18 protein-coding genes are annotated in these 22,345 nt (G+C 65.4%); 13 read left to right on the plus strand and 5 right to left on the minus strand.

What is annotated here, in order from left to right; translation table 11 throughout:
* Window position 1: 1 nt before the first annotated feature.
* Genes FGL95_RS13280 through FGL95_RS13290 form a run of 3 tightly spaced genes read right to left on the minus strand, consistent with a single transcriptional unit; the run spans window position 2 to window position 7,355 of the window.
* On the minus strand, window positions 2–3,310 hold the full coding sequence (locus FGL95_RS13280) for an ATP-dependent helicase (protein WP_169587463.1): 3,309 nt from the start codon (window positions 3,308–3,310) through the stop codon (window positions 2–4).
* Window positions 3,307–6,573, minus strand: a complete 3,267-nt coding sequence (locus FGL95_RS13285; protein ID WP_169587465.1) for an ATP-dependent helicase — start codon at window positions 6,571–6,573, stop codon at window positions 3,307–3,309. Before FGL95_RS13285 ends, FGL95_RS13280 begins: the two co-directional genes overlap by 4 nt.
* Before the next feature lie 59 nt (window positions 6,574–6,632).
* Window positions 6,633–7,355: a curculin domain-containing protein gene (locus FGL95_RS13290; protein WP_169587467.1), complete on the minus strand. Its 723-nt coding sequence runs from the start codon at window positions 7,353–7,355 to the stop codon at window positions 6,633–6,635.
* A gap of 54 nt (window positions 7,356–7,409) precedes the next feature.
* Between FGL95_RS13290 and FGL95_RS13295 the strand changes: the two genes are divergently transcribed.
* Window positions 7,410–8,180 (plus strand): alpha/beta fold hydrolase, encoded by a 771-nt coding sequence (locus tag FGL95_RS13295; protein WP_338079847.1) that lies wholly within the window; start codon window positions 7,410–7,412, stop codon window positions 8,178–8,180.
* Window positions 8,180–8,503 carry an MGMT family protein gene (locus tag FGL95_RS13300; protein ID WP_169587469.1) on the plus strand — a complete coding sequence of 108 codons (324 nt, stop codon included), beginning with the start codon at window positions 8,180–8,182 and terminating at the stop codon, window positions 8,501–8,503. The genes FGL95_RS13295 and FGL95_RS13300 overlap by 1 nt, the downstream gene beginning before the upstream one ends.
* On the opposite strand, the gene FGL95_RS13305 is transcribed toward FGL95_RS13300, so the two are convergent.
* Window positions 8,469–8,939: a winged helix-turn-helix transcriptional regulator gene (locus FGL95_RS13305; protein WP_169587471.1), complete on the minus strand. Its 471-nt coding sequence runs from the start codon at window positions 8,937–8,939 to the stop codon at window positions 8,469–8,471. The genes FGL95_RS13300 and FGL95_RS13305 overlap by 35 nt on opposite strands.
* 45 nt (window positions 8,940–8,984) lie before the next feature.
* Between FGL95_RS13305 and FGL95_RS13310 the strand changes: the two genes are divergently transcribed.
* From FGL95_RS13310 to FGL95_RS13355, 10 genes are all read left to right on the plus strand, one after another.
* Window positions 8,985–9,386: a PaaI family thioesterase gene (locus FGL95_RS13310; RefSeq protein WP_169587473.1), complete on the plus strand. Its 402-nt coding sequence runs from the start codon at window positions 8,985–8,987 to the stop codon at window positions 9,384–9,386.
* Between the two features lie 197 nt (window positions 9,387–9,583).
* A complete protein-coding gene (locus FGL95_RS13315) occupies window positions 9,584–11,389 on the plus strand; it encodes an NTP transferase domain-containing protein (RefSeq protein WP_338079848.1) in 1,806 nt (601 codons plus the stop codon).
* A 281-nt stretch (window positions 11,390–11,670) separates the two neighbouring features.
* Entirely contained in the window at window positions 11,671–15,336 is a 3,666-nt protein-coding gene (locus FGL95_RS13320) for a nitrate reductase subunit alpha (protein ID WP_338079849.1), read from the plus strand.
* On the plus strand, window positions 15,336–16,955 hold the full coding sequence (narH, locus tag FGL95_RS13325) for a nitrate reductase subunit beta (RefSeq protein ID WP_169587478.1): 1,620 nt from the start codon (window positions 15,336–15,338) through the stop codon (window positions 16,953–16,955). The genes FGL95_RS13320 and narH overlap by 1 nt, the downstream gene beginning before the upstream one ends.
* Window positions 16,952–17,650 (plus strand): nitrate reductase molybdenum cofactor assembly chaperone, encoded by a 699-nt coding sequence (narJ, locus tag FGL95_RS13330; protein WP_169587480.1) that lies wholly within the window; start codon window positions 16,952–16,954, stop codon window positions 17,648–17,650. Before narH ends, narJ begins: the two co-directional genes overlap by 4 nt.
* Window positions 17,647–18,387 (plus strand): respiratory nitrate reductase subunit gamma, encoded by a 741-nt coding sequence (gene narI / locus FGL95_RS13335; RefSeq protein WP_169587482.1) that lies wholly within the window; start codon window positions 17,647–17,649, stop codon window positions 18,385–18,387. The genes narJ and narI overlap by 4 nt, the downstream gene beginning before the upstream one ends.
* 88 nt (window positions 18,388–18,475) lie before the next feature.
* The gene (locus FGL95_RS13340; protein ID WP_169587484.1) at window positions 18,476–19,096 is read left to right on the plus strand and encodes a hypothetical protein; all 621 of its coding nucleotides are present in this window, start codon (window positions 18,476–18,478) and stop codon (window positions 19,094–19,096) included.
* 24 nt (window positions 19,097–19,120) lie between these two features.
* On the plus strand, window positions 19,121–19,552 hold the full coding sequence (locus tag FGL95_RS13345) for a helix-turn-helix domain-containing protein (RefSeq protein ID WP_169587486.1): 432 nt from the start codon (window positions 19,121–19,123) through the stop codon (window positions 19,550–19,552).
* 20 nt (window positions 19,553–19,572) lie between these two features.
* Window positions 19,573–19,983 (plus strand): VOC family protein, encoded by a 411-nt coding sequence (locus FGL95_RS13350; protein ID WP_169587488.1) that lies wholly within the window; start codon window positions 19,573–19,575, stop codon window positions 19,981–19,983.
* A 98-nt stretch (window positions 19,984–20,081) separates the two neighbouring features.
* Window positions 20,082–20,693: a VOC family protein gene (locus FGL95_RS13355; protein WP_169587490.1), complete on the plus strand. Its 612-nt coding sequence runs from the start codon at window positions 20,082–20,084 to the stop codon at window positions 20,691–20,693.
* Here FGL95_RS13355 and FGL95_RS13360 read toward each other — a convergent pair.
* A complete protein-coding gene (locus FGL95_RS13360) occupies window positions 20,686–21,141 on the minus strand; it encodes a cupin domain-containing protein (protein ID WP_169587492.1) in 456 nt (151 codons plus the stop codon). The two genes, FGL95_RS13355 and FGL95_RS13360, sit on opposite strands and share 8 nt — an antisense overlap.
* Window positions 21,142–21,220: 79 nt before the next feature.
* Here FGL95_RS13360 and FGL95_RS13365 point away from each other — a divergent pair, with 79 nt between their 5' ends.
* Entirely contained in the window at window positions 21,221–22,333 is a 1,113-nt protein-coding gene (locus tag FGL95_RS13365; RefSeq protein ID WP_169588182.1) for an oxidoreductase, read from the plus strand.
* Window positions 22,334–22,345 lie beyond the last annotated feature (12 nt).

Here is a 22,345-nt window from a genome sequence, read left to right on the forward strand (position 1 = left end):
CTCACACCGCTGGCAGGTGACCTGCGGCATCGACCAACCGACTCAGTGCCGCGATGTCTGGCAGCTCGTCCGGTGACACCGTGCGCCCGGACCGCACGTAGTGGAACGCGGCACTGACCCGGTCGAGCACGTCGGCTTCCGGTTCGCCCGTTTGCGACGAAATCAAGCGCGCCCACGCAATTCGGTACACCGCAAGCTGAACAACGACGGCGTCCACCTCGCTCGCAGACGGCTCCGCACCTGTCTTCCAGTCGACGACGGTCCAGCCGCCACCCGGTTCGGCGAAAACTGCGTCGATGCGACCGCGCACGACCGTCGACGCGACCGACGTTTCGAACGGCACCTCGACCTCGATCGGACTCCGTTCCGCCCACACCGATTCCAGGAACCGGTCCTGAAGCTGGACGAGATCGGTATCGGCGCTCGCTCCGGTGTCTGCCGCACCGGGTAGCTCGTCGAGATCGAGCAGACGGGTTGCCCTGAACCGACGTTCCACCCACGCGTGGAACGCGGTTCCTCGCCGCGCCAACGGATTCGGCGGATATGGAAGCGGCCGCCGCAAGCGTGCAGCGAGTTCGTCCGGGTCGGCTTTGAGGTCGACCAACTGTGTCACCGACAGCTGGCTCGGCAGTACGACATCGGCCCGGTGGTCGAGCGCGGCGGCGCGTTCGGCGAGCAATGCATCTACATCTGCCGCCCAGCCTTCGGGATCGGCGTCGTCGGCCTCGACACCCTCGACCAGACGCGCGATCTCCCGACGGACCGCGTGTTCGCCCGCCTCGACCGCGGTACGTCGACTACCGAGCGGATCCCGCGGCCACACCGCCGAAACAGGGCTTTCAGTCATAGGATTCGTCGCACCCGGTTCGGGAGCTGGATCCTTTCGGATTCGACTCTCCGGCACCACCTGCAGCAACTCGTCCAGAAACTCCGACGGACCTTTCGGCTCCGCCCCGGACTGACCCCAGTGATGGGCCGAAACATAGAGTGCGCGCTCAGTTCTCGTGACAGCGACGTAGAACAGCCTGCGCTCCTCCTCCATCCGTCGCCTGCCGAGTGCAGCCTTGTGCCGCTTGATTGCGTCGTCGAGGGCGGCGCGGTCGTTGAGGTCGTCCAACTGCAGCACCGGAACACCCTCTGCTGCTTCGCCTTCGATCGCACGGTCGCCGCGCAACGAGGGTGGCAGTTCGGCGAGAGCCCCCAACCACGTGCCCGAGGCCGTCGCCGACGGGAACACACCCCGCACGACGTGCGGGACCGCGACCACCTCCCATTCGAGGCCTTTCGCGGAGTGGACGGTGAGAATCTGCACGCGATCGGGTGCGACTTCCACTTCGCCTGGCTCCAACCCATTCTCGACCTCGTCGGCCGCACTCAGAAACGCCAGCAGGCCGCCGATCGTCGCAGCCGAATCGTTCGCGTAACCCGAGACGACATCGGCGAATGCATCGAGATGCTCGCGGCCGACGCCGAAACCGACCCCGCTGCGCCGTGCTTGCGCCTCGACGCCGATGCCGGTCACGCGCTCGACCTCGGCGACCAACTCGGTCAACGGCTGGCCGATCCGTTCCCGCAGCGACGCGAGTTCCTTTGCCAGCGCGGTGATTCTGGCGAAGCCGCGCGCTGAGTACCGCTCATGGCCGCCGGGGTCGGCGATGGCATCGGCGAGACCCGCGTCTTCGGACTGTTCGCCTGGCAGTTGGTCGTCCAGGGCATCGTGCAACGCGGCCGGACCGTCGAGCGTCGCCCCTGCAGCGGCATGCCGGATGGACAGCTCGTTGGCCCTGCGGGACAAGGCGCGCAGGTCGGCAATGCCGATCTGCCACCGCGCGCCGGTCAGCACACGGACAGCGGCACTGCCTGCACCCGGTTCGGCAATGAGGCGCAGCATCGCCACGACGTCGCCGACCTCCGGTGTGGCGAGCAGTCCGCCGAGCCCGACAATCTCGACTGGAAGCCCTTTGGCTCGTAGCGCCTCCGCAATCGGCGCGGTATCGGCATTGCGCCGCACCAGCACTGCCGACGTCGGTGGGGCCTCGCCCGCGGCCTTCGACGACGCGTACTCCCGGGCGATCTGCTCCGCGATCCAATGCCGTTCCGAATCCACGGTGTCGGTCACCGCGAGACGGATGTCGCCGGCGATCGCGTTGGGCCGAGCGACGAGCTCGTCGACGGGAACTCCCTTGTACCGCAATGGTTCTGCCACGAGATTCGCGAGTTCGAGTGCCTCGGGCGGATTGCGCCAGCTCGTCGAGAGCTGCAGGGTGGGTGCGGGTTTGCCTGGTGCACAAGGAAAGTCGGTGGCGAAGCGCGGCAAGTTGGCCGCCGATGCACCGCGCCAGCCATAGATCGACTGCATCGGGTCGCCGACCGCCGTGACCGCGAGACGCCGGTCCTCGCCGCCGCCGAACAACGCTGACAACAACACGCGTTGGGCGTGACCGGTGTCCTGATATTCGTCGAGCAGGACCAACCTGAAGCGTTGCCGCTCAGCGCGGCCGACGTCGGTGTGCTCGGACGCCAGCCGGGCAGCCATCGACATCTGACGGCCGAAATCGAGCGCGCCGCGCCGGGCGAGCGCTTCGTCGAGTCGATCGACCAGTGGCAGCAGTTCAATCCGCGCACGCTGAGTCTCGAGGATTCGCAACAGCTCTTGGGTCGGACCGCCGCGTTGCCTCGGCCCGGCAGGGAGCGTGTGGACGAGCTTCTCCAGCTCGGTGTGGGCCTCGCGGAGATCGTCGGCATCCACGAGGTGCTCGGCGAGCTGGCCCGCCAACGCGATGACCGCCTCCGTCACGGTGGACGGTAGGCGCTCGGTGTCCAGTTCGCCGTCCCAAGCGCAGACTTCCTGAAATGCGAGCTGCCAGTACTGCGTTGGGGTGAGCAACGTTGCCGACGGCTCCATCGGGAGCAGAAGGCCGTGTTCGGCGAGCAGCCGGCCCGCGTAGGAATGATAGGTACCGACTTCGGGATCCGCGTCCGCAATGGTCGTGCGAAGTTGACCTGTCGGATCCAGTTCGCGAACGAGCGGAGACCCGGCAAGCCGCGCAAGCCGGGTACGGATACGAGTCGTCAGCTGTTGTGCGGCTTTTCTCGTAAACGTAAGGCCGAGTACCTGATCCGGCTCGACCAGCTGGTTAGCCACCATCCACACGACCCGCGCCGCCATCGTCTCCGTCTTGCCCGCACCTGCCCCGGCGACGACGAGCGTCGGGCCAGGCGGTGCGGCAATCACTGCGGCCTGCTCGGGAGTCGGCGAGGGCATTCCGAGCGCCTGGGCAATTGTCTCCGGCGATACCAACGACTTCATCGGTCCGTCACCGCCCGGCCGGCGTCTTGCGCAGGGCAACTCGTCGACACCGGACAATGCCTGCAGCCGTCGTTGACGACGGCGAGGAACTGCGGCCCGCGCGTCGCCGCAGCCACCTCATGAATGGTGTTGCGCCACTGCTCGATACCGGCCTCGTCGAGCGCCGACTGCATCCGCTGAGTCGCACCGTCTTTGTTGTGTGCCTTCGCAACGAACACAAGGCGGCCACCGCCCGGCGCACCTGGCGGCTCCCCCTGAATTCCGCCGACCGCCCCGGCAACTTGGTAGGTCGCGAGCTGCGCATGATTCTGCGCATCCTGCTTGCTCGTCGGCGACTTACCGGTCTTCACGTCGATGATCACCGGGCGACCGTCAGGGTCGTGCTCCAACCGGTCGATGCGACCGCGAAGCCGGACCGCAGGCTCGCCCTCTTCGCGCGCGGGCAGCACACAATCGACCTCGACCTCGAGCCCCGCTTCGGTCAACTCGGTGCGCGAGTTCTGCAACCATGCCGTGAAGTTGTCCAACATCTCGCCAGTGCGCTCCAGTTCGTTGCGCGAATACCAGTCCGAGCCCAGATCCAGTGACTCCCAAGCCTTGTCGAGCGCGTCTCGGACTTCGTCGACAGGAATTCGACCGGCCACGGCCTGTACGAGGGTGTGCACTAGTGTGCCCGTGATCGCGCGCGTGTGCTGGCCGTCGGTGCCACCGTTTCGCTCCAGCCCCCACCTGAGTGGACAGCGAGTCAGCATGTCGACGTTCGAGGGCGACAGCGGAACGGGCCCGTCCTCGAATCCCCACAGCGGTTCGTCGGTGCTCGCGCCGGCCAATCCGTACCAGTGGTCGGGATGCGCGAATTTCACACCCGCATCGGCCAACCGGGCGAGTTGTACCGCGGCTCTGCGGTGTCGTTCCGGGTCATTCGCAGCGACCTCTGCATCGCACACGACCCCGCGGAGTTCCGCGACCAGCGCCGTCATTGCGAGCAATCTGTTGTTCGCATCCCGCGAGCGACCGATCGATTCGTCGGTCTCAGCGCTGCCGGCAGTGCCGAGGAGTTCGTCGATGAACCGCGACGGCGTCAAATCTCTATCGCCGGAAGCCGATTCGACCGCAGTGACTAGCAGCATGCGACGGGCACGGCTACACGCCACGAGCAGCAGCCGACGTTCGTCGGCCAACAAAGGTGCGGTCCGGGAGACGCGCTCACCTGCAACGGTCCGTACGCCGGACGTCATGTCGACCAGCGCGTCCGTGCCAAGCAGACTCCCTCGCGTCCGCAAACTGGGCCACAGCCCTTCCTGCACAGCAGCAACGGCGACGACGTCCCACTCGCGCCCAGCGGCGGAGTGCGCACTGAGAATGGTGACCGCCTCACCGGCAACCGCCTGCGCCCGCGACTCGACGGGTATTTCTTGGCGCACAAGGTAATCCACGAAGCCCTCTAGGGTGGCCCTCGGCAGCCGGTCGACGTAGTTCGCAGCAGCGTCGAACAGCGCGACAACTGCGTCGAGATCGCGATCTGCCTGCGCACCGACCGTCCCTCCTCGACTCGACGCGGTGGCCCATTTTCGCTCCAACCCGCTGGACTGCCATGCCGCCCACAACACGTCTTCGACACCGCCACCGTTGTCGACGACTTTGCGCGCCCGGGCCAGGGTCTTGAGCACGCGCCGGATCGCGGCTGCCTCGACGTCGGTGAGCTGACCGAGCAACTCGTCGTCCGACGACGACACCAGCAACAACCGGGCCAGTTCGGTCGACTCGCGATCGCCACCCGCAGCCAATTCGGCTCTGCGCAGGCCGCGGCGCATGCGGCGCAGGCTCACCGGATCCGCACCGCCCAGCGGACCGGCCAGCAGCGCGAGCGCCTCTTCGCCCGAGAAATCGTCGGCGTGCAGCGCCCGCAGGACGAGCAACAGCCACGCGGCACCCCGTTGGCGTGACAAGGGCAACTCCGACGACGCGGTGGTGACCGGAACACCCGCGGCGGCCAGAGCGCGACGCAGCGGCGCGACCGACAGCGGCACGGACCGGACGATCACGGCCATCTGCGACCAAGGCACTCCATCGGCGAGATGCGCGCGCCGCAAGGTGTCTGCAATGAGCACTGCTTCCTTCGCCACAGTGCGCAGTACGTGTACCAGCGCGGCACCGCGCGGCGCCTCGTCTATTGCGACCGCACCTCTGTGCGGCGGCACGCCTGGCAACCGCCCGGCAAGGCGGCCGACCAACTCCGTGATCTCGGGAGCCGCACGACGATTGGCGCCCAAGATGATTCGACGCTCGGACTCGGAGTCGGCCAACCCGGACAGAAACGCTGGATCCGCACCGCGGAACGTGAAGACTGCCTGGTCGGGATCACCCGCGACCGCGGTGACCGCCGTCGCCGTACCGATCAGCCGGACCAACTGTGCGGCTTGTGGATCGAGATGTTGGGCGTCGTCGACCAGCAGGTATCGGATGCGCGCACGTTCACGCGCGAGCAACTCGGGGTCGAGAAAGAAGGCAGACAGCGCCGCGCCGACCAACTCGGCTGCGTCGAGAGCCGGTGCCGTCGCTTCGGGGGCCTCGACACCGACCGACCAGCGCAGCAGCGTCGACTGCTCGTAGCGTGTGGCGAACTTGCCTGCCGCCACCCACTCCGGGCGAGAATGTTTGCGGCCGAGCCGCACGAGATCCTCTGGACCGAGCCCACGTTCGGCCGCGCGCAGCATCAAATCCCGAAGTTCTGTCGCGAACCCCGCCATGCCGAGCGCCGGGCGCAACTTCTCCGGCCACATCTCGCCGCCGTCTTCCAGATCGCCTGCCAGCATCTCCCGCAGCACAGCGTCTTGCTCAGCGCTCGTCAGCAACCGAGGCGGCGGATTTCCATGCGCGGCCGCCTGCAGGCGAAGGACCGCGAATGCGTACGAGTGCACGGTGCGGACCAGCGGTTGGCGCGTTGCGCTTGCGGCGATATTCGCATCGCTCGCCAACAGACCCGATGTGATCGCCTCCCGCACCGCGGCGGCTGCGCGACGCGAATGCGTCAGCACCAGAACGGACTCCGGATCGCAACCCGCCGAAATCCGGTCGATCGCGACATCGACAAGGAGCGAGGTTTTCCCCGTACCCGGGCCGCCGAGCACCTGCCACGGATGCCAACCGACATCCGTGCCATCGGCGCGAAACAACCGACTCTCGTCCTCGCTCCACACCCGCGCGGCCACGGGCGCAGGCGTACGCGGAATCAGCCGCGTCGATCGCTCCGTGTCAACCATGGGACGTAGTCCACCATGCCGGTCCGACACATTCCCCGTCGCTGCGCTCGCCGCGTCCACTAAAAATGGGCCACCGTATTCGTCGCCCACGCAGCGCCACCAACCGGTCGATAGACCACGACGTTGCCGTCGTTCTGAACCACCAAGCGACTGCCCGGGTTTCGGTCCGTCCGCGAACTCCACAACGGCGTGTTCCATTTGTCATAGGCGACCAAGTTGCCGTCGTGCTGCATCGCGAGCCTCCCGGGTTCGTGTCGGTCCGTGCGCGAGGACCACAGCGCGCGTCCGCCTCGGTATACGACGACATTGCCGTCGACCTGGAAGGTGAGCATCGTTCGACCGTCCTGGGAGACGAGTTCATGGCCGGGATACAACGCCTCGTCGGAACCGATCGTGTCGCCCGACGCCGGCCGTGCGTTCGTGTACGACGCCCATGCCGCACCACCGCCGGGTCGATAGATCACCACGTTTCCGTCGTCCTGAACGGCGAGATGGCTACCCGGATTGCCGTCCGTGCGCGCGCTCCACACGGGGTGGTTCCCGGCGTTGTAGACGACGAGATTGCCGTCGGGCTGCATCGCGACGCGCCCTGGCGACTGATGGCCGGTTCCCGAGAACCACACAGCGACGTTGTCGCGGTAGAACCACAGATTGCCGTCGTTCTGGTACGCCAGCGCACACCGACCGTTCGGGGAATACAGCGCTTGCATCGGCGCGAGCGCCTCGCCAGCTCGGAGGGTGTCTCTGACCGCGGCTGGGGCGAAATTCGAGTCCGAATGCACGCATCCACTGTAAGGAACTAATGCCAAAGCAGCCCGCATGCCGATCGATCTACAGTGGTCTGCGTGCAGATCTACGAGTTCGGGCCGGCGGACGGTCCTGCAGTATTGGCGTTGCACGGTGTCTCGGGGCACGGCAAGCGCTGGGAGTCGTTCGCCAACGAACATCTTCCCGAGGCTCATGTCATTGCGCCGGATCTGCGTGGTCACGGGCGGTCGCCGTGGGAACCGCCGTGGAACTTCGAAACCCTTGTCGACGATGCCGTCGAGGTGATCGGCGATCGTGGTCCGGTGCTGCTGGTCGGCCATTCGTTCGGCGGCGCAATAGGCCTGCATCTCGCTGCCCGGCATCCTGAGCTCGTTCGCGGACTTGTACTGCTCGATCCGGCGATCGCGTTGCCAGGTCCGGAATTGCTCGAAGTCGCCACGGCAACTGTCGAATCACCGGACTACACCGATCTCGCCGAGGCGCGGTCGGAGAAGGTGCACGGTTCGTGGGGCGATGTCGACGAGCGGCTGATCGACGCAGAACTTGCCGAGCATCTGATTCCCACCCGCAACGGTCGAGTCGGGTGGCGGATGAGCGTGCCTGCGATCGTCGCCTTCTACGGCGAACTCGCCCGCGAATTCGTTCTTCCCGCACCAGATCTGCCGACCGTTCTGGTCCAGGCGATGAAGGTGCAGCCGTCGTACGTGACTCCGCCGTTTCTGGCCGCCTTGCGCGAGCGGCTCGGCGACAACCTGACGGTCCACCATTTCGACTGCGACCACATGGTTGCGTTCGCTAAACCTAGCGAGACAGCCGCCGTGATCCGCAAGCTCTTGTAATGGCTACGACCGAGGCGGAGGTGGAGCGCGTCCGCGAGTTGGTCGCGTCCATCCCCCGCGGTGCGGTCGTGACCTACGGTGACATTGCCGCTGCCGCAGGACTTTCCACGCCCCGAACCGTCGGGTGGATCATGCGGACCGACTCCGCCGACCTACCGTGGCATCGCGTCATCGGGGCTAGTGGGCGGCCTGCGGCGCATCTGGCAAGCAAGCAACTCGCGCGACTGGCGGAAGAAGGCGTGCGCATCCACGACGGGCGCGTCGACTTACGTTCGGCACGCCACGATCTCATGCACTCCGACGCCGTGCCCCCGGACCGATAATCGCAACCGTGTCGCGCGCCGAGAGCGCCACGCCGGAGCCGACAGGCCGGACTACCGCCTCGACCGACTCACCTGTCGAGCGCTCCCGAACCACCAGCGCCGGACCGTCGTCGTCGGCACAGTGCCGATCGCCCCACTGCAGCAACGAGATCAGGATCGGAAAGAGGTCCATACCCTTTTCCGTCAACCGATACTCGTTGCGAGTTCGGCTGCCGGCCTCGCGATACGGCTCGGTCCGAAGTACGCCTGCCGCAACGAGTTTGCGCAATCGATCGGCGAGAATCGGTTCCGAGACCCCCATGTGACGGCGCATGTCGTCGAAGCGGCGCACCCCGTTGAACGCCTCACGCAGTACGAGCAGTGTCCACTTCTCCCCGATCACATCGAGGGTTCGTTGGATCGCGCAGTTGTCGGTGCTGGTCTCCAACCATTCCATGCGCACAGTCTAGCTAACTTCTGACTTCTAAGTTAGCATCTAGCTATGCAACTTTCCGAGCTCTCCCAGTTCAGCGCCTTCGCCACCGCCTCCGGATTCATCGTCGACGAAGCCAGCGGCGCCCGCGTCGTCGGGCATATCGACCTCAGCGAAGACCACCACACGCCGTGGGGCGTCGTCCACGGCGGCGTCTACACGACCGCGGTAGAGTCCGCCGCGAGCGTGGGCGCCAGCCTGGCAGTGGAGGACAAAGGCCAGTTCGCGGTCGGCGTCCACAACGCCACCGACTTCATGCGGTCGATGAAAGCCGGCCGGGTCGACGTGGTCGCCGAACCGCTGCAGCAGGGCCGGGTCCAGCAGTTATGGCTGGTGACCATCACCTCCACCGACACCGGCAAGACCGTCGCGCGCGGTCAGGTCAGGCTGCAGAACGTGCCCAAAGGCTGACTTCTCCCACGTTTTGCCGACCTCGCGATCCCTATAGGCAACGCGAAGTCAGCAAAACCGCCGCGACGTCGCGAGAATCGACGAGAACCGACTGGCGCATACCTGCTTCCTGTGAGGTCCGCGTGCCATGGGAGTCTGGACCGACGACTGGACAACACCGTTTGCGGGCCCGCGCGGTCTGGACTGAGGAGCGAGCCGTGAGCGCTAGCGAGCGGAGCGACGAGGGAAGACCGCGCGTCGTAGGCCCGCAAACACGCCCGAGCGAAGCGAGGGCAGACAGCATCGTCCTCGCCGGGGGGCGTGGCAGCCGCATGGGCGGGGTGGACAAGCCGGCGATCGAGATCGGCGGGGTATCGATGCTCGCGACGGCGCTGGCCGCGGTTGCCGGGTGCGAGCGGCGCGTCGTCGTCGGACCGCACCGCCCGGACCTGCCTGCCGAGGTAGTGCAGACGCAAGAGGATCCGCGCGGCAGCGGGCCGGTCTCAGCGATCGCGGCGGGTCTGCGCGAACTCCGAACCGACGCCCCCCTGGTCGTTATACTGGCCGCTGACATGCCGTTTCTTCGACGCGACGCCATAGAAGCTTTGGTTACGCGCAGCGCAGAGTCGGGCGCAGACGCGGTGCATGCGATCGACGACGAGGGCCGGCCGCAGTATCTGGTCGGGGTGTGGCGCAAGAAATTTCTGTTAGACCGGCTGGCCGCAATCGGTTCACCGGTCAACCTTCCGATGAAGTCTCTCGTGCCGGATCACTCCGAAACTGTTCGGCTGGAAGGCATTTCGGACTGCGATACCGACGAGGACGTAGCCCGGGCCGTCGCCTCGCTCGGTCCGCCCCCTGCGCTCGATCTCGACGGTACACGCTCGACCATCCGTAACGGCCTGTCCCGCTTGCCTGTTCGGCGTTTACCACTGCACGACGCACTCGGCGCAGTGCTGGCGGCACCGGTCCATGCCACGCAACCGCTTCCGCGATTCGATGTGTCCGCGATGGACGGTTACGCGGTCGCAGGCGACGGACCGTGGGTCCTGCGCGCGGCGGTCGGCTACGCGGGCGGGACGCGTCCGGCTCGGCTGGAAATCGGTGAGGCTGTTCGTATCGCCACCGGTGCACATCTGCCCGAGGGAAGTTCGTCGGTCCTGCGGGACGAGTTCGCCACGGTCGATGGCGACCGGCTGTCACGGCTCCCGGACACTCCTGTTCGCGCGGATGTTCGCCGAGTCGGCGAGGAATGGCAACCCGGTCACGTTCTCGCGCAGGCGGGTTCGACGGTGACGCCGATGACCGTGTCCGCTGCTGCGAGCGGCGAGGTGACCGAGGCCGACGTTCGCGGACCGGTCCGCGCGCATGTCGTCGTCACCGGCGACGAAATTCGACGCGACGGGCCCCTTCGCGAGGGGCAGACCCGCGACTCGGTTGGTCCGGTGCTCCCACTCTTCTTGGCCTGGTGCGGAATTCGTGTCGCCAGCGACGCCCACCTTCGTGACACCGCCAACGCATTCGACGACCTCCTCGCCGCCGCGCCGGACGCAGAGCTCATCGTGATCGTCGGAGCAACCGGCCGGGGCGCGGCCGATCAGCTACGGACCGCTCTGGCACGAGCAAACGCGCGCTTGCTCGTCGAACGGGCCCGCTGCCGTCCGGGTGGTTCACAGATCACGGCGGAACTTCCCGACGGCCGGGTGGTGCTCGGCCTTCCCGGCAACCCGTTCGCCGCGATTTCCACGTTGCTGATCTCGGCGCCTGCAATCTTGGACGGCCTGACCGACCGGGCGCCGCGCGAGCCGTTCGTCGGCCCGGTGATCAACGCCGACGAGCTGAGCGGTCCGGTCACTCGCATCGTGCCAGTGCGCCGTATCGAGGGCGGAAAATGGGAAGGCGATTCGTCGACCCGGACGGCTCATCTCGCCGGACTCGTCGGCCGGGACGCGCTCGCACTCGTGCCGCCGAATGCCCGAGCACTCGATCTCGTCGAATTGATTTTGCTGCCGAATCAAATGTAAACGGCACGAAAAATCGGCGATTCCAGCACGTCACAAAAAGCCCACATTGCGCCCGAAACTGTGCGGTAGGCGCGAGCTTCGGCAACCTTCGCCCAGGTCAGCCCACACAAGTGACCTGAGCAACACCACCCCCACATAACCACGGTGTTACGACGTCCGCACACCCCAATTCGACGGAAAGTGCGACGGATTCGCTCGGTTTGGAGCGCCTAGAGGCCGGCCCTACAGTCGAGAAACCAGCCCATGGTGAAGCGAATAATTGTTCGAAAGTTGGCGCTCACGTGAACGACAATTCCACCAAAACGATCGACTTCGGCGACTCGTTGCTGCGCGTCGGAAAATACTTCAACAAAGGCGAGCAGTCCGCCGACAACCGAACGCTGCACCAAATCGGTGGGCGCTCGGCCGACGACTTCTACCGCGACCGCTGGGCGCACGACAAGGTGGTCCGGTCGACGCACGGCGTCAACTGCACCGGATCGTGCTCGTGGAAGATCTACGTCAAGGACGGCGTGATCACCTGGGAGTCGCAGCAAACGGACTACCCGTCCGTCGGCTCCGACAAGCCCGAATACGAGCCGCGTGGCTGCCCCCGCGGCGCATCGTTCTCCTGGTACACCTACTCCCCCGCCCGTGTGCGCTACCCGTACATCCGTGGCGTGCTGGTCGAAATGTACCGCGAGGCAAAAGAGCGTCTCAAGGATCCGGTGCTGGCATGGGCCGACATCGTCGATGATCCGGAAAAGTCCAAGCGGTACAAGTCTTCTCGCGGCAAGGGTGGATTCGTCCGTGCCGAGTGGTGGGAAGCTGCCGAAATCGCCGCGGCAGCCCACGTTCATACGATCAAGAAGTACGGCCCGGACCGTGTCGCAGGCTTCTCCCCGATTCCCGCCATGTCGATGGTGAGCCATGCCGTTGGCGCACGGTTCATTTCGCTCATCGGCGGCTCGATGCTGTCGTTCTACGACTGGTACGCGGACCTTCCGGTCGCCTCGCCTCAGGTGTTCGGCGACCAGACCGACGTTCCCGAATCCGCGGACTGGTTCGACGCCGGCTACCTCATCATGTGGGGCAGCAACGTCCCGGTCACGCGGACCCCCGACGCGCACTACATGACCGAGGCCCGTTACCGCGGCCAGAAGGTCGTCGTCGTCTCCCCGGACTACGCCGACAACACGAAGTTCGCCGACGAATGGCTGCCCGCTCACCCGGGAACCGATGGTGCACTGGCCATGTCGATGGGCCACGTCATTCTCAAGGAATTCTTCGTCGACCGCGAGACACCGCAGTTCCTCTCCTACGTCAAGCAGTACACCGACCTGCCCTTCCTCGTCACCCTCGACGAACACGGCGACACCTTCGTTCCCGGAAAGTTCCTCACCGCAGCAGATCTCGGAGATACGTCGGAGGCAGCGGAATCGCGCACTGTCCTGCTCGACGGCGACGGAAACCCGTACGTTCCTGGCGGCTCGCTCGGTCACCGCTTCGCGAAGTCCGGCATGGGCAAATGGAATCTCGACCTGGAGGGTGTCGATCCGCAGCTGACGCTGTATGGCAGCGACGACGCGGCAGCAATCTCGTTGCCGCGCTTCGACACCGATCAGCCCACCATCGTCACTCGCGGGGTGCCGACCAAAATAGTTGCCGGTAAACGAGTTACGACGGTCTTCGACCTGATGCTCGCCCAATACTCGGTCGGTCGCGACGGCCTACCTGGTGACTGGCCCACCGGATTCGACGACGCGTCGCAGCCGAACACGCCCGCGTGGCAGGAAGCGATCACGGGCGTCCCTGCCAAGCAGGCTGCACGCATCGCACACGAATTCGCCGAGAACGCGGAGAAGTCCGGCGGCCGGTCGATGATCCTGATGGGCGCAGGTACCAATCACTGGTTCCACAGCGATCAGATCTACCGCTCGTTCTTCACCCTCACGCTGCTCACCGGCTGTCAAGGCGTGAACGGAGGCGGCTGGGCGCACTACGTCGGACAGGAGAAGTGCCGCCCCGTAACCGGCTGGGCCACTTTGGCATTCGCAGCGGACTGGCAACGGCCCGCACGGCAGATGCAGGGCACCATCTACTGGTACCTCGCGACCGACCAATGGCGCTACGACCCATTTACATCCGAGGTGATGGCGTCGCCCCTGGCCGGAGGCAAGTTTGCCGGCCGCACTGCGGCGGACAATATCGCGCTGGCCAGCCGATTGGGTTGGATGCCAACGTATCCGACGTTCAATCGCAACCCACTCGACCTGGCCGACGAGGCGGAGCGGCTGGGCAAGTCCGGCGTCGACCACGTCGTCGACGGACTGAAAACCGGGCACTTGCGCTTCGCTTGCGAGGATCCCGATGCGCCCGAGAACTTCCCGCGAGTGCTCACCGTGTGGCGCGCGAACCTGCTCGGTTCGTCCGCCAAGGGCAACGAGTACTTCCTGCGCCATCTGCTCGGCACCGACTCGAACGTGGCCGCCGACGACAAGTACGGGATTCGCCCGCAGGACGTGACGTGGCGCGAAGAGGCGCCGGTCGGCAAGCTGGACCTGTTGTTGTCGTTGGACTTCCGCATGACGAGCACGACGCTGTTCTCCGACATCGTGCTGCCAGCGGCGACCTGGTACGAGAAACACGACCTGTCCAGCACCGACATGCACCCGTTCGTGCACGCCTTCTCCCCCGCGATCTCGCCGCCGTGGGAGACCAAGACCGACTTCGAGGCGTTCCACCGCATCGCCCGTGGGTTCAGCTGGCTCGCCGAGAAGCACTTGGGTGTGCGAAAAGACATCATCGCGATGCCGCTCATTCACGACACCAACGACGCGACCGCGCAACCCGGCGGTCGAGTGCTGGACTGGAAAGCCGGTGAATGCGAACCGATTCCAGGAAAGACGATGCCGCGGCTCGTCGTCGTCGAGCGGGACTATCCGGCGGTGGCCGAGAAGATGGCCGCGCTCGGACCGATGGTCGAAGCCGTCGGCCTCACGACCAAGGGCGTGACCACCCATCCCGACGCTGAGGTCGAGTATCTGCGTGGTGTGAACGGCGTTGTCGCGAGCGGCGTTGCGGCGGGTCGGCCGTCGCTGGCGAAGGACACGCACGCGGCGGAAGCGATTCTGTCGCTGTCAGGCACCACTAACGGCCGGCTTGCGGTGGAGGGTTTCGAGGCGCTCGAACGGCGCACCGGAACCAAGCTTGCGGACCTCGCCGCCGAGCACGAGGGCAAGCGAATCACGTTCGCCGACACTCAGGCTCGTCCGGTGCCGGTCATCACGTCACCCGAGTGGTCGGGCAGCGAGACCGGCGGGCGACGGTACTCACCGTTCACCATCAACGTCGAGCGGCTGAAGCCGTGGCACACGTTGACCGGCAGACAGCATTTCTATCTCGACCACGACTGGATGGTCGAACTCGGCGAGCAGCTGCCGATCTTCCGTCCACCGCTGGACATGACGGCGTTGTTCAACGAGCCGAATGTCGGCGATGTCGGAAAGGATGGCGTCACCGTGCGATTCCTGACGCCGCACTCGAAGTGGTCGATTCACTCCGCGTACCAGGACAACCTGTACATGCTCACGCTTTCTCGTGGTGGACAGGCGATCTGGATGTCGGACGTCGACGCGGCGAAGATCGGCGTCAAGGACAACGACTGGATCGAGTGCATCAACCGCAACGGCGTCGTCAACGCCCGCGCGATCGTCAGCCACCGGATGCCGGAAGGCACCGTGTTCATGTACCACGCCCAGGACCGCGCGATCGACGTCCCCCGGACGGAGAAGACCGGTAAACGCGGCGGCATTCACAACGCGTTGACCCGCTTGATGATCAAACCGTCGCACCTCATCGGCGGTTACGCGCAGCAGTCGTTCGCCCTGAACTACCACGGCCCCACCGGAAACCAGCGCGACGAGGTCACCACGATCCGACGTCGCTCGCAGGAGGTTGAGTACTGATGAGAGTCATGGCCCAGATGGCGATGGTGATGAACCTCGACAAATGTATCGGCTGCCATACCTGCAGCGTGACGTGCAAGCAGGCGTGGACCAACCGGACCGGCGTCGAGTACGTCTGGTTCAACAACGTGGAAACCCGTCCCGGGCAGGGCTATCCGCGCCAGTACCAGGACCAGGACAAGTGGAAGGGTGGCTGGACCCTCACCAAGCGCGGAAAGCTCACGCTCCGAACGGGTTCCCGCCTGCAGCGCCTGCTGAAGATCTTCGCCAACCCCGATTTGCCCACGGTCTCGGACTATTACGACCCATGGACCTACGACTACTCGAACCTGCTCGGCTCGCCGCCATCGGATACCACTCCCGTCGCTCGTCCGAAGTCCCTGATCACCGGTGACAACACGAAGGTGACCTGGGGCGCCAACTGGGACGACGACCTCGGCTCCGGACCGGAGCAGGTCGGCAAAGACCCTTTGCTGGAAAGGCTTTCAGAGAAGGTCAAGCTCGAGTTCGAAGAGACCTTCATGTTCTACCTGCCCCGCATCTGCGAGCACTGCCTCAACCCATCGTGCGCGGCGTCGTGCCCGTCCGGCGCGATCTACAAGCGCTCCGAAGACGGCATCGTCCTAGTCGACCAGGACAAGTGCCGCGGCTGGCGGCAATGCGTCACCGGGTGCCCGTACAAGAAGATCTACTTCAACCACAAGACCGGCAAAGCCGAGAAATGTACGTTCTGCTACCCACGCGTCGAGGTCGGCATACCGACGGTGTGTTCGGAAACGTGCGTCGGGCGGCTGCGCTACATCGGCGTGATGCTCTACGACGCGGACAAGGTGCTCGAAGCCGCGAGCGTCGAAGACCCCAAGGACCTGTACCCGTCGCAGCTCGGTGTGTTTCTCAACCCGCACGACCCACGGGTGATCGCCGAGGCCGAGCGCGCCGGCATCCGGCCGGAATGGATTCAGGCCGCCCAGGATTCGCCGATCTACAAGCTGATCGTCGACTACCAGTTGGCCCTGCCGTTGCATCCGGAATACCGGACGATGCCGATGGTGTGGTACGTCCCGCCGCTGTCGCCGATGGTCGACGCGCTGACCGAGACCGGGCACGACGGCGAGAACGCGGGCAACCTGTTCGGCGCTATCGACGCGCTGCGCATTCCGACGGAATATCTCGCCGAACTGTTCACGGCAGGTGAGATCGGTCCGGTCCGGGCGTCGCTGCAGCGACTGGCAGCCATGCGCTCGCACATGCGGTCGGTGAATCTCGGCGAAGAACCCGATCCGGAGATCGCGAAGTCGGTCCGTCTGAAGAAGGGCGAGATCGAGGCGATGTACCGACTGCTCGCGATCGCGAAATACGAAGACCGCTACGTCATTCCGAACGGCGCAGGGAGCGACGCCCATCGTCTCGACGCCCTCGCCACCGGTTGCAGCCTCGACAACGACGGCGGTCCGGGCATGTCGGCATTCGATGCAATGAACGAGAAGTTCAACCTCACCGCGCAGCCACTGGACACCAACGGCGCTGCCCCGGAAGAGAAGTCCGGCCGCGTGAACCTGCTCAACTGGGACGGCAAGTCGACCAATGGCGTTGTGCCGAAGAAGGAGGCTGTCGGATGAGTCTCCTGCGAACGAGACGAAAACCTGAGGCGCCGGAAATCCTCGCGGACAACGATCGACGAATCGTCTGGCGCATCGCCGCATTCCTGCTCGACTACCCGACCGAGCAGACGATGGGAATGCTTGACCAACTCGGTTCTGCTGCAGCGGAACTGCCCGAGCCTGCAGCATCGTCGTTGACCTCGTTCGTCGAGCATGCACGGACGACGCCGCAGATCACGCTCGCCAAGCGCTACGTCGAGACGTTCGACATGAAACGCCGCAGCTGTTTGCACCTGACCTACTACGCGTACGGCGACACCCGCAAACGCGGAATGGCGTTGCTGCGCTTCAAACATGCGTACAAGACCGCAGGTGTCGGCATCGGCGACGGCAATATGCCCGGCGGTGAGCTGCCGGACCACCTCGCTGTGGTCCTCGAGTTCGCCGCGACGATCGATTCGGTGGCCGGTGCGCGGTTGCTCGGCGAGCACGTTCCGGTGATCGAGCTGCTCCGGCTTTCCTTGCACGACAGCGACTCTGCGTACGCCCACCTTCTCGACGCCGTTTGCGCGACCCTGCCACCGATCACTACTGCCGACCGCCGTCGCATCGAAGAACTTGCGGCACAAGGCCCGCCCGACGAGGAGGTCGGCTTGGAGCCGTTCTCGATGGATCCGTCCTTGCACACCCCCGACATGGGAGCCCGGCGATGAACCAACTGCTGTGGATGACGGTCCCCTACATCGCTTTCACATCGTTCGCGCTCGGTCACGTGTGGCGCTACCGCAACGACCAGTTCGGCTGGACGACGCGGTCGTCGCAGGTGTTCGAAAGCAAATTGCTGCAGCTCGGCAGTCCGCTGTTCCACTTCGGCATGCTCGCCGTCATCGGCGGTCATGCGATGGGTCTGCTGATCCCCGAAAGCTGGACCGCGTTCTTCGGCATCTCCGAGCACATGTACCACCTGGTGTCGGTCACCGGCGGCACCCTGTCGGGGATTGCGGTCGTCGCCGGGATCTCGATCTTGCTGTACCGGCGGACCACCGTGAAGGCAGTCCGCAAGGCGACAAGCCGCGGCGACGTCGTCATGTACGTGTTGCTCGCTGCGGCGTTGGTCACCGGTATGTGGAACACGGTGGGCAACAACCTGATCGGCGGTCCGTACAACTACCGCGAGACCGTCTCGCCCTGGTTCCGTAGCTTGTTCAGCCTCCACCCGCAGCCCGACCTGATGGCGAATACGCCGCTCAGCTTCCAGGTCCACAACCTCATCGTCCTCACGCTGATCGGGATCTGGCCCTACACCCGCCTGGTCCATATGTTCAGCGCGCCGATCGGCTACCTGGTCCGGCCGTACGTCGTCTACCGGAGCAAAGATCCCGGTGGTTCGAAACGCAAGTACGCCAAGGCATGGGAGACGCCGGTCGCTCCGCCGCCGCGCAGATGGTGACCCTTGTGACGCCGCGCTGGTGGGAGCACAGTTAGTAGCAACCGGTAGCGCCACCGGGGCGCTACCGCCGATCAGGAAGAGGTCGGTCGTGTACGCGCGTTCAACCACAGTTCAAGCCCATCCGGATTTGATCAACGCCGGCATCAAGCACATTCGCGACGAAGTCATGCTGAACCTGCTGAGCATGCGGGGCTGCATCGGCCTATCGATGCTCGTGGATCGGCAGTCTCGTCGCTGCATCGTCACTAGCGCGTGGGATTCGCTGGACGCCATGGCTGCCAGCGAGGCCGAGCTCGACCCAATCCGTAACCACGCAGCCGAGTCGCTCGGCGGGAGGCCGCAGGTCGATCAGTGGGAGATCAGCGTCGTCCATCGCGATCACACGAGCCACCCGGGTGCCCGGGTCCGTGGGACGTGGTTCCGCGTCGACCCCAGTGGATTCGAGCACGCCGTCGACGTCTATCGGATGGCCGTGCTGCCGTCGCTGGCCGAGCTACCGGGATTCTGTAGCGCAACGCTATTGACCGACCAGGAAACCGGACTCTGCGTGTCCTCGGTGACATTCGACGACGCCGCTTCGATCGAAGCGACCCGCGACCCGGTTGCCGGCATCCGCCGCGCCTTCACCAGGGATACCGGCGCGGAAATCCTCGACGTAGGCGAGTTCGAGTTGGCGCTCGCACACCTCCGGGTTCCCGAGCTGGTTTAACCCCCACATGGCACCATCGGATAGGTGACCAGTAGTTCGGCCGAACAGCGCCTCGGCGACCTTGCGCGGCTTCGTCGCGTCCGCGACCGGATCGACCGCGAATACGCACAACCGTTGGACGTAGAGGCGCTCGCGCGCGACGCACACATGTCCGCCGGGCACCTCAGTCGTCAGTTCAAGCTCGCCTACGGCGAAGCGCCGTACTCCTATCTGATGACCCGCCGGATCGAGCGGGCAATGGCGTTGCTGCGCCGCGGCGATCTCAGCGTCACCGACGTCTGCTTCGCTGTCGGCTGCTCGTCACTCGGCACGTTCAGCACACGCTTCACCGAATTGGTCGGCGTGCCACCGAGCACGTACAAGCGCGAGGCCGAACTGTCGACCATGGGGATGCCGGCATGTGTCGCCAAACAAGTCACAAGACCGATCAGGAATCGAGAAGCGACGGCCCCCTAGTCGGAATTAGCCTGATCAGCATGACAATCAACATTGCATCGAGCTTCCTTCCGCAGAACGACCCGGACGCCGCGGTGGCCTTCTACCGCGACACCCTCGGCTTCGAGGTCCGCATGGACGTCGGATACAACGGGATGCGCTGGATCACCGTCGGCCCCGCCGACCAGCCCGGCACGTCGATCGTCCTGTACCCACCTGCCGCAACGCCCGGCCTCACCGACGACGAACGCCGGACCATCGAAGACATGATGGCCAAAGGCACCTACGGCAGCATCCTGCTGGCCGCCAAAGACGTCGACAGCGAGTTCGAACGACTCCAGGCGAGCGACGCCGAGGTCGTTCAAGAGCCCACCGACCAGCCGTACGGCGTCCGCGACTGCGCCTTCCGCGATCCCGCGGGAAACATGGTCCGCATTCAGCAAGTCCCCTGATCCAACCCACCACCCGACTGACGCCGTCCGCTGCGACAGGGACGGCTAGTCAGTGCTGCCCGCCAACGTCTACTCGAACTACTCACTCAGGAGCTGTCATGACCGCCATCGAAACCGTCATTCTCGAAGTGTCCGACTCTGTCGCCGCAAAAGAGTTCTACTCCGCTGCGTTCGATCTTGGCGACACACTCACTTTCCGCGAGTCCGACGCCTCGACCTCGGGGTTCCGCGGCTTCGTGATGTCGCTCGTCGTCTCGCAACCGAGCACCGTCGACAGCCTGGTTGAATCCGCCCTCGCTGCTGGCGCCACGACGCTGAAACCGGTGGCAAAGAGCTTCTGGGGCTACGGCGGCGTCGTCCAGGCGCCGGACGGCACGATCTGGAAGGTCGCGTCCTCGTCGAAGAAGGAAGTCGGTCCGGCGACCCGCAAGGTCGACGACGTGGTGCTGCTACTCGGCGTCGACAACGTCAAGGCGACCAAGAAGTTCTACGTCGACCGCGGCCTTGGCGTCGCAAAGAGCTTCGGCAGCAAGTACGTCGAATTCGACACTGCGGGTTCGCCCGTCAAGCTCGCGCTCTACGGACGCAAGGCGGCAGCCAAGGACGCCGGCGTGGACCCAGCGGGGACCGGCTCCCACCGCGTGGTGATCGGTGGCGACGCCGGACCGTTCACCGACCCCGACGAATTCGTCTGGGAAGCGGCTAGCTAGCTGCGCAGCTGGGCGCCGGCGCATCTTCCGACAACGGTTTGCCTGCAGGCAGCGTGTAGACGACGTCCAAGATCACGGGTGTCGTTCCCAGATTGAACCCGGCGTGGACTTTGTCCGCGCCGGGCGGCTCGTTGATGATCTGGCCGGCGTTGTAAATCGCGGGGACGCACTTCTCGTCCGGATGAGTCAGCGTGCCCGCGCGCACGTAGGCGTAGATCGGGCCGTCGTGATAGTGCCAGCCGGTGGTGCCGCCAGGCGCGATGGTGATCTCGCGAACCACGACATCTGCGGCACCCGCGATCATCGGCACCAAGCCAGCGGGAATTTGTGCTTGCGTCAGGATCACGCCGGTCACCCCGGAACTCGGCGTGGCCTGCGCAGCACCCGGATACAGGGCACCTGCGACAAGTGGAGTGACAACGAGGGCGATCTGAAGGCTACGACGCATGGCATGAGGGTATTCCGTGGCGGTCGTCACACGTGCCGATCGGGGGAACATCACCCGCGCGTCGTGGGTTGTGTGCACTGTGTCGCTTTCACCAACACCGCTCGAGCCCCTGTTCACACCGTTCGCCGCGTCGTCGCTGCACCTACGGAACCGGTTCGCGATGGCGCCCATGACGCGCGCCAAATCGCCTGGCGGGTTTCCAAACGCCGAAAACGTCGACCACTACCGCGCCCGAGCCGCAGGTGGCGTCGGACTGATCATCACCGAAGGCACCTACGTCAAGGCACCGGCCGCGGGACCGCGCAGCGACGTTCCCCGCTTCTACGGCAAGCGAGCCACGTTGGGCTGGAGCGCGATCGTCGACGCGGTCCACGCCGAGGGGTCCGCCATCATTCCCCAGCTGTGGCACACGGGTGTCACCCGCGGCACGGATCCGGACTTCGAGGCCGAGATTCCGTCGATCAGCCCGTCGGGGATCGACCTGTCCGGCAACCCGCTGGGCCACGAAGTGACGACCGACGCACTAGAAGACGTCGTCGCGGGCTTCGCCCACTCTGCGCGGCTGGCACAGAGTCTCGGCTTCGACGGTGTCGAACTCCATGGCGCACACGGCTATCTGCTCGACGAATTCTTCTGGGACCGCACCAACCGGCGCACCGACCGTTACGGCGGCAGCATCGCACGCCGCGCAACGTTTCCCGCGGAAGTTGTTGCCGCAGTTCGCGATGCGGTCGGACCGGATTTCGCGATCGTGTACCGCTATTCCCAGTGGAAGGCGGGAAACTTCGACGCGCACATTGCGTCCAACCCGCACGAGTTGGAGGAGCTGCTGACTCCTCTGGTCAACGCAGGCGTCGACGTTTTTCACACGTCGACGCGCAGGCACTGGGTGCCCGGTTTCGAATCCTCGACCGATCCCACGGGCCTCGCAGGCTGGACCAAGAAGGTCACCGGGCTGCCGGTCATCACAGTCGGGTCGGTCGGCGTCGAGACCGTATTTCACTCCAAAGGCGCGCCACCCGCAGAATCGAGCTGGCAGCGGCTCGACTACCTCACCGAACAGTTCGAACGCGGCGAGTTCGACGTTGTAGCCATGGGTCGTGCCTTGCTGGCCGACCCGGCGTGGGTGGAGAAGGTCAGGTCCGGGCGGCGGGACGACATCGTCGCGTTCGACCGGCCGCGCGCTTCCTGACACACTCGCCAT

Origin of the sequence: Antrihabitans stalactiti (assembly GCF_012932915.1) — a bacterium.
In the GTDB taxonomy this organism is placed as follows: domain Bacteria; phylum Actinomycetota; class Actinomycetes; order Mycobacteriales; family Mycobacteriaceae; genus Antrihabitans; species Antrihabitans stalactiti.

Excerpts from the sequence above, each read along its gene's own strand:
- narJ (WP_169587480.1), top strand. The coding sequence starts at position 16,952 with ATGAGTCTCCTGCGAACGAGACGAAAACCTGAGGCGCCGGAAATCCTC.
- FGL95_RS13280 (WP_169587463.1), bottom strand. The coding sequence starts at position 3,310 with ATGAAGTCGTTGGTATCGCCGGAGACAATTGCCCAGGCGCTCGGAATG.
- FGL95_RS13285 (WP_169587465.1), bottom strand. The coding sequence starts at position 6,573 with ATGGTTGACACGGAGCGATCGACGCGGCTGATTCCGCGTACGCCTGCG.
- FGL95_RS13300 (WP_169587469.1), top strand. The coding sequence starts at position 8,180 with ATGGCTACGACCGAGGCGGAGGTGGAGCGCGTCCGCGAGTTGGTCGCG.
- FGL95_RS13360 (WP_169587492.1), bottom strand. The coding sequence starts at position 21,141 with ATGCGTCGTAGCCTTCAGATCGCCCTCGTTGTCACTCCACTTGTCGCA.
- FGL95_RS13350 (WP_169587488.1), top strand. The coding sequence starts at position 19,573 with ATGACAATCAACATTGCATCGAGCTTCCTTCCGCAGAACGACCCGGAC.
- FGL95_RS13355 (WP_169587490.1), top strand. The coding sequence starts at position 20,082 with ATGACCGCCATCGAAACCGTCATTCTCGAAGTGTCCGACTCTGTCGCC.
- FGL95_RS13305 (WP_169587471.1), bottom strand. The coding sequence starts at position 8,939 with ATGGAATGGTTGGAGACCAGCACCGACAACTGCGCGATCCAACGAACC.
- narI (WP_169587482.1), top strand. The coding sequence starts at position 17,647 with ATGAACCAACTGCTGTGGATGACGGTCCCCTACATCGCTTTCACATCG.
- FGL95_RS13310 (WP_169587473.1), top strand. The coding sequence starts at position 8,985 with ATGCAACTTTCCGAGCTCTCCCAGTTCAGCGCCTTCGCCACCGCCTCC.
- narH (WP_169587478.1), top strand. The coding sequence starts at position 15,336 with ATGAGAGTCATGGCCCAGATGGCGATGGTGATGAACCTCGACAAATGT.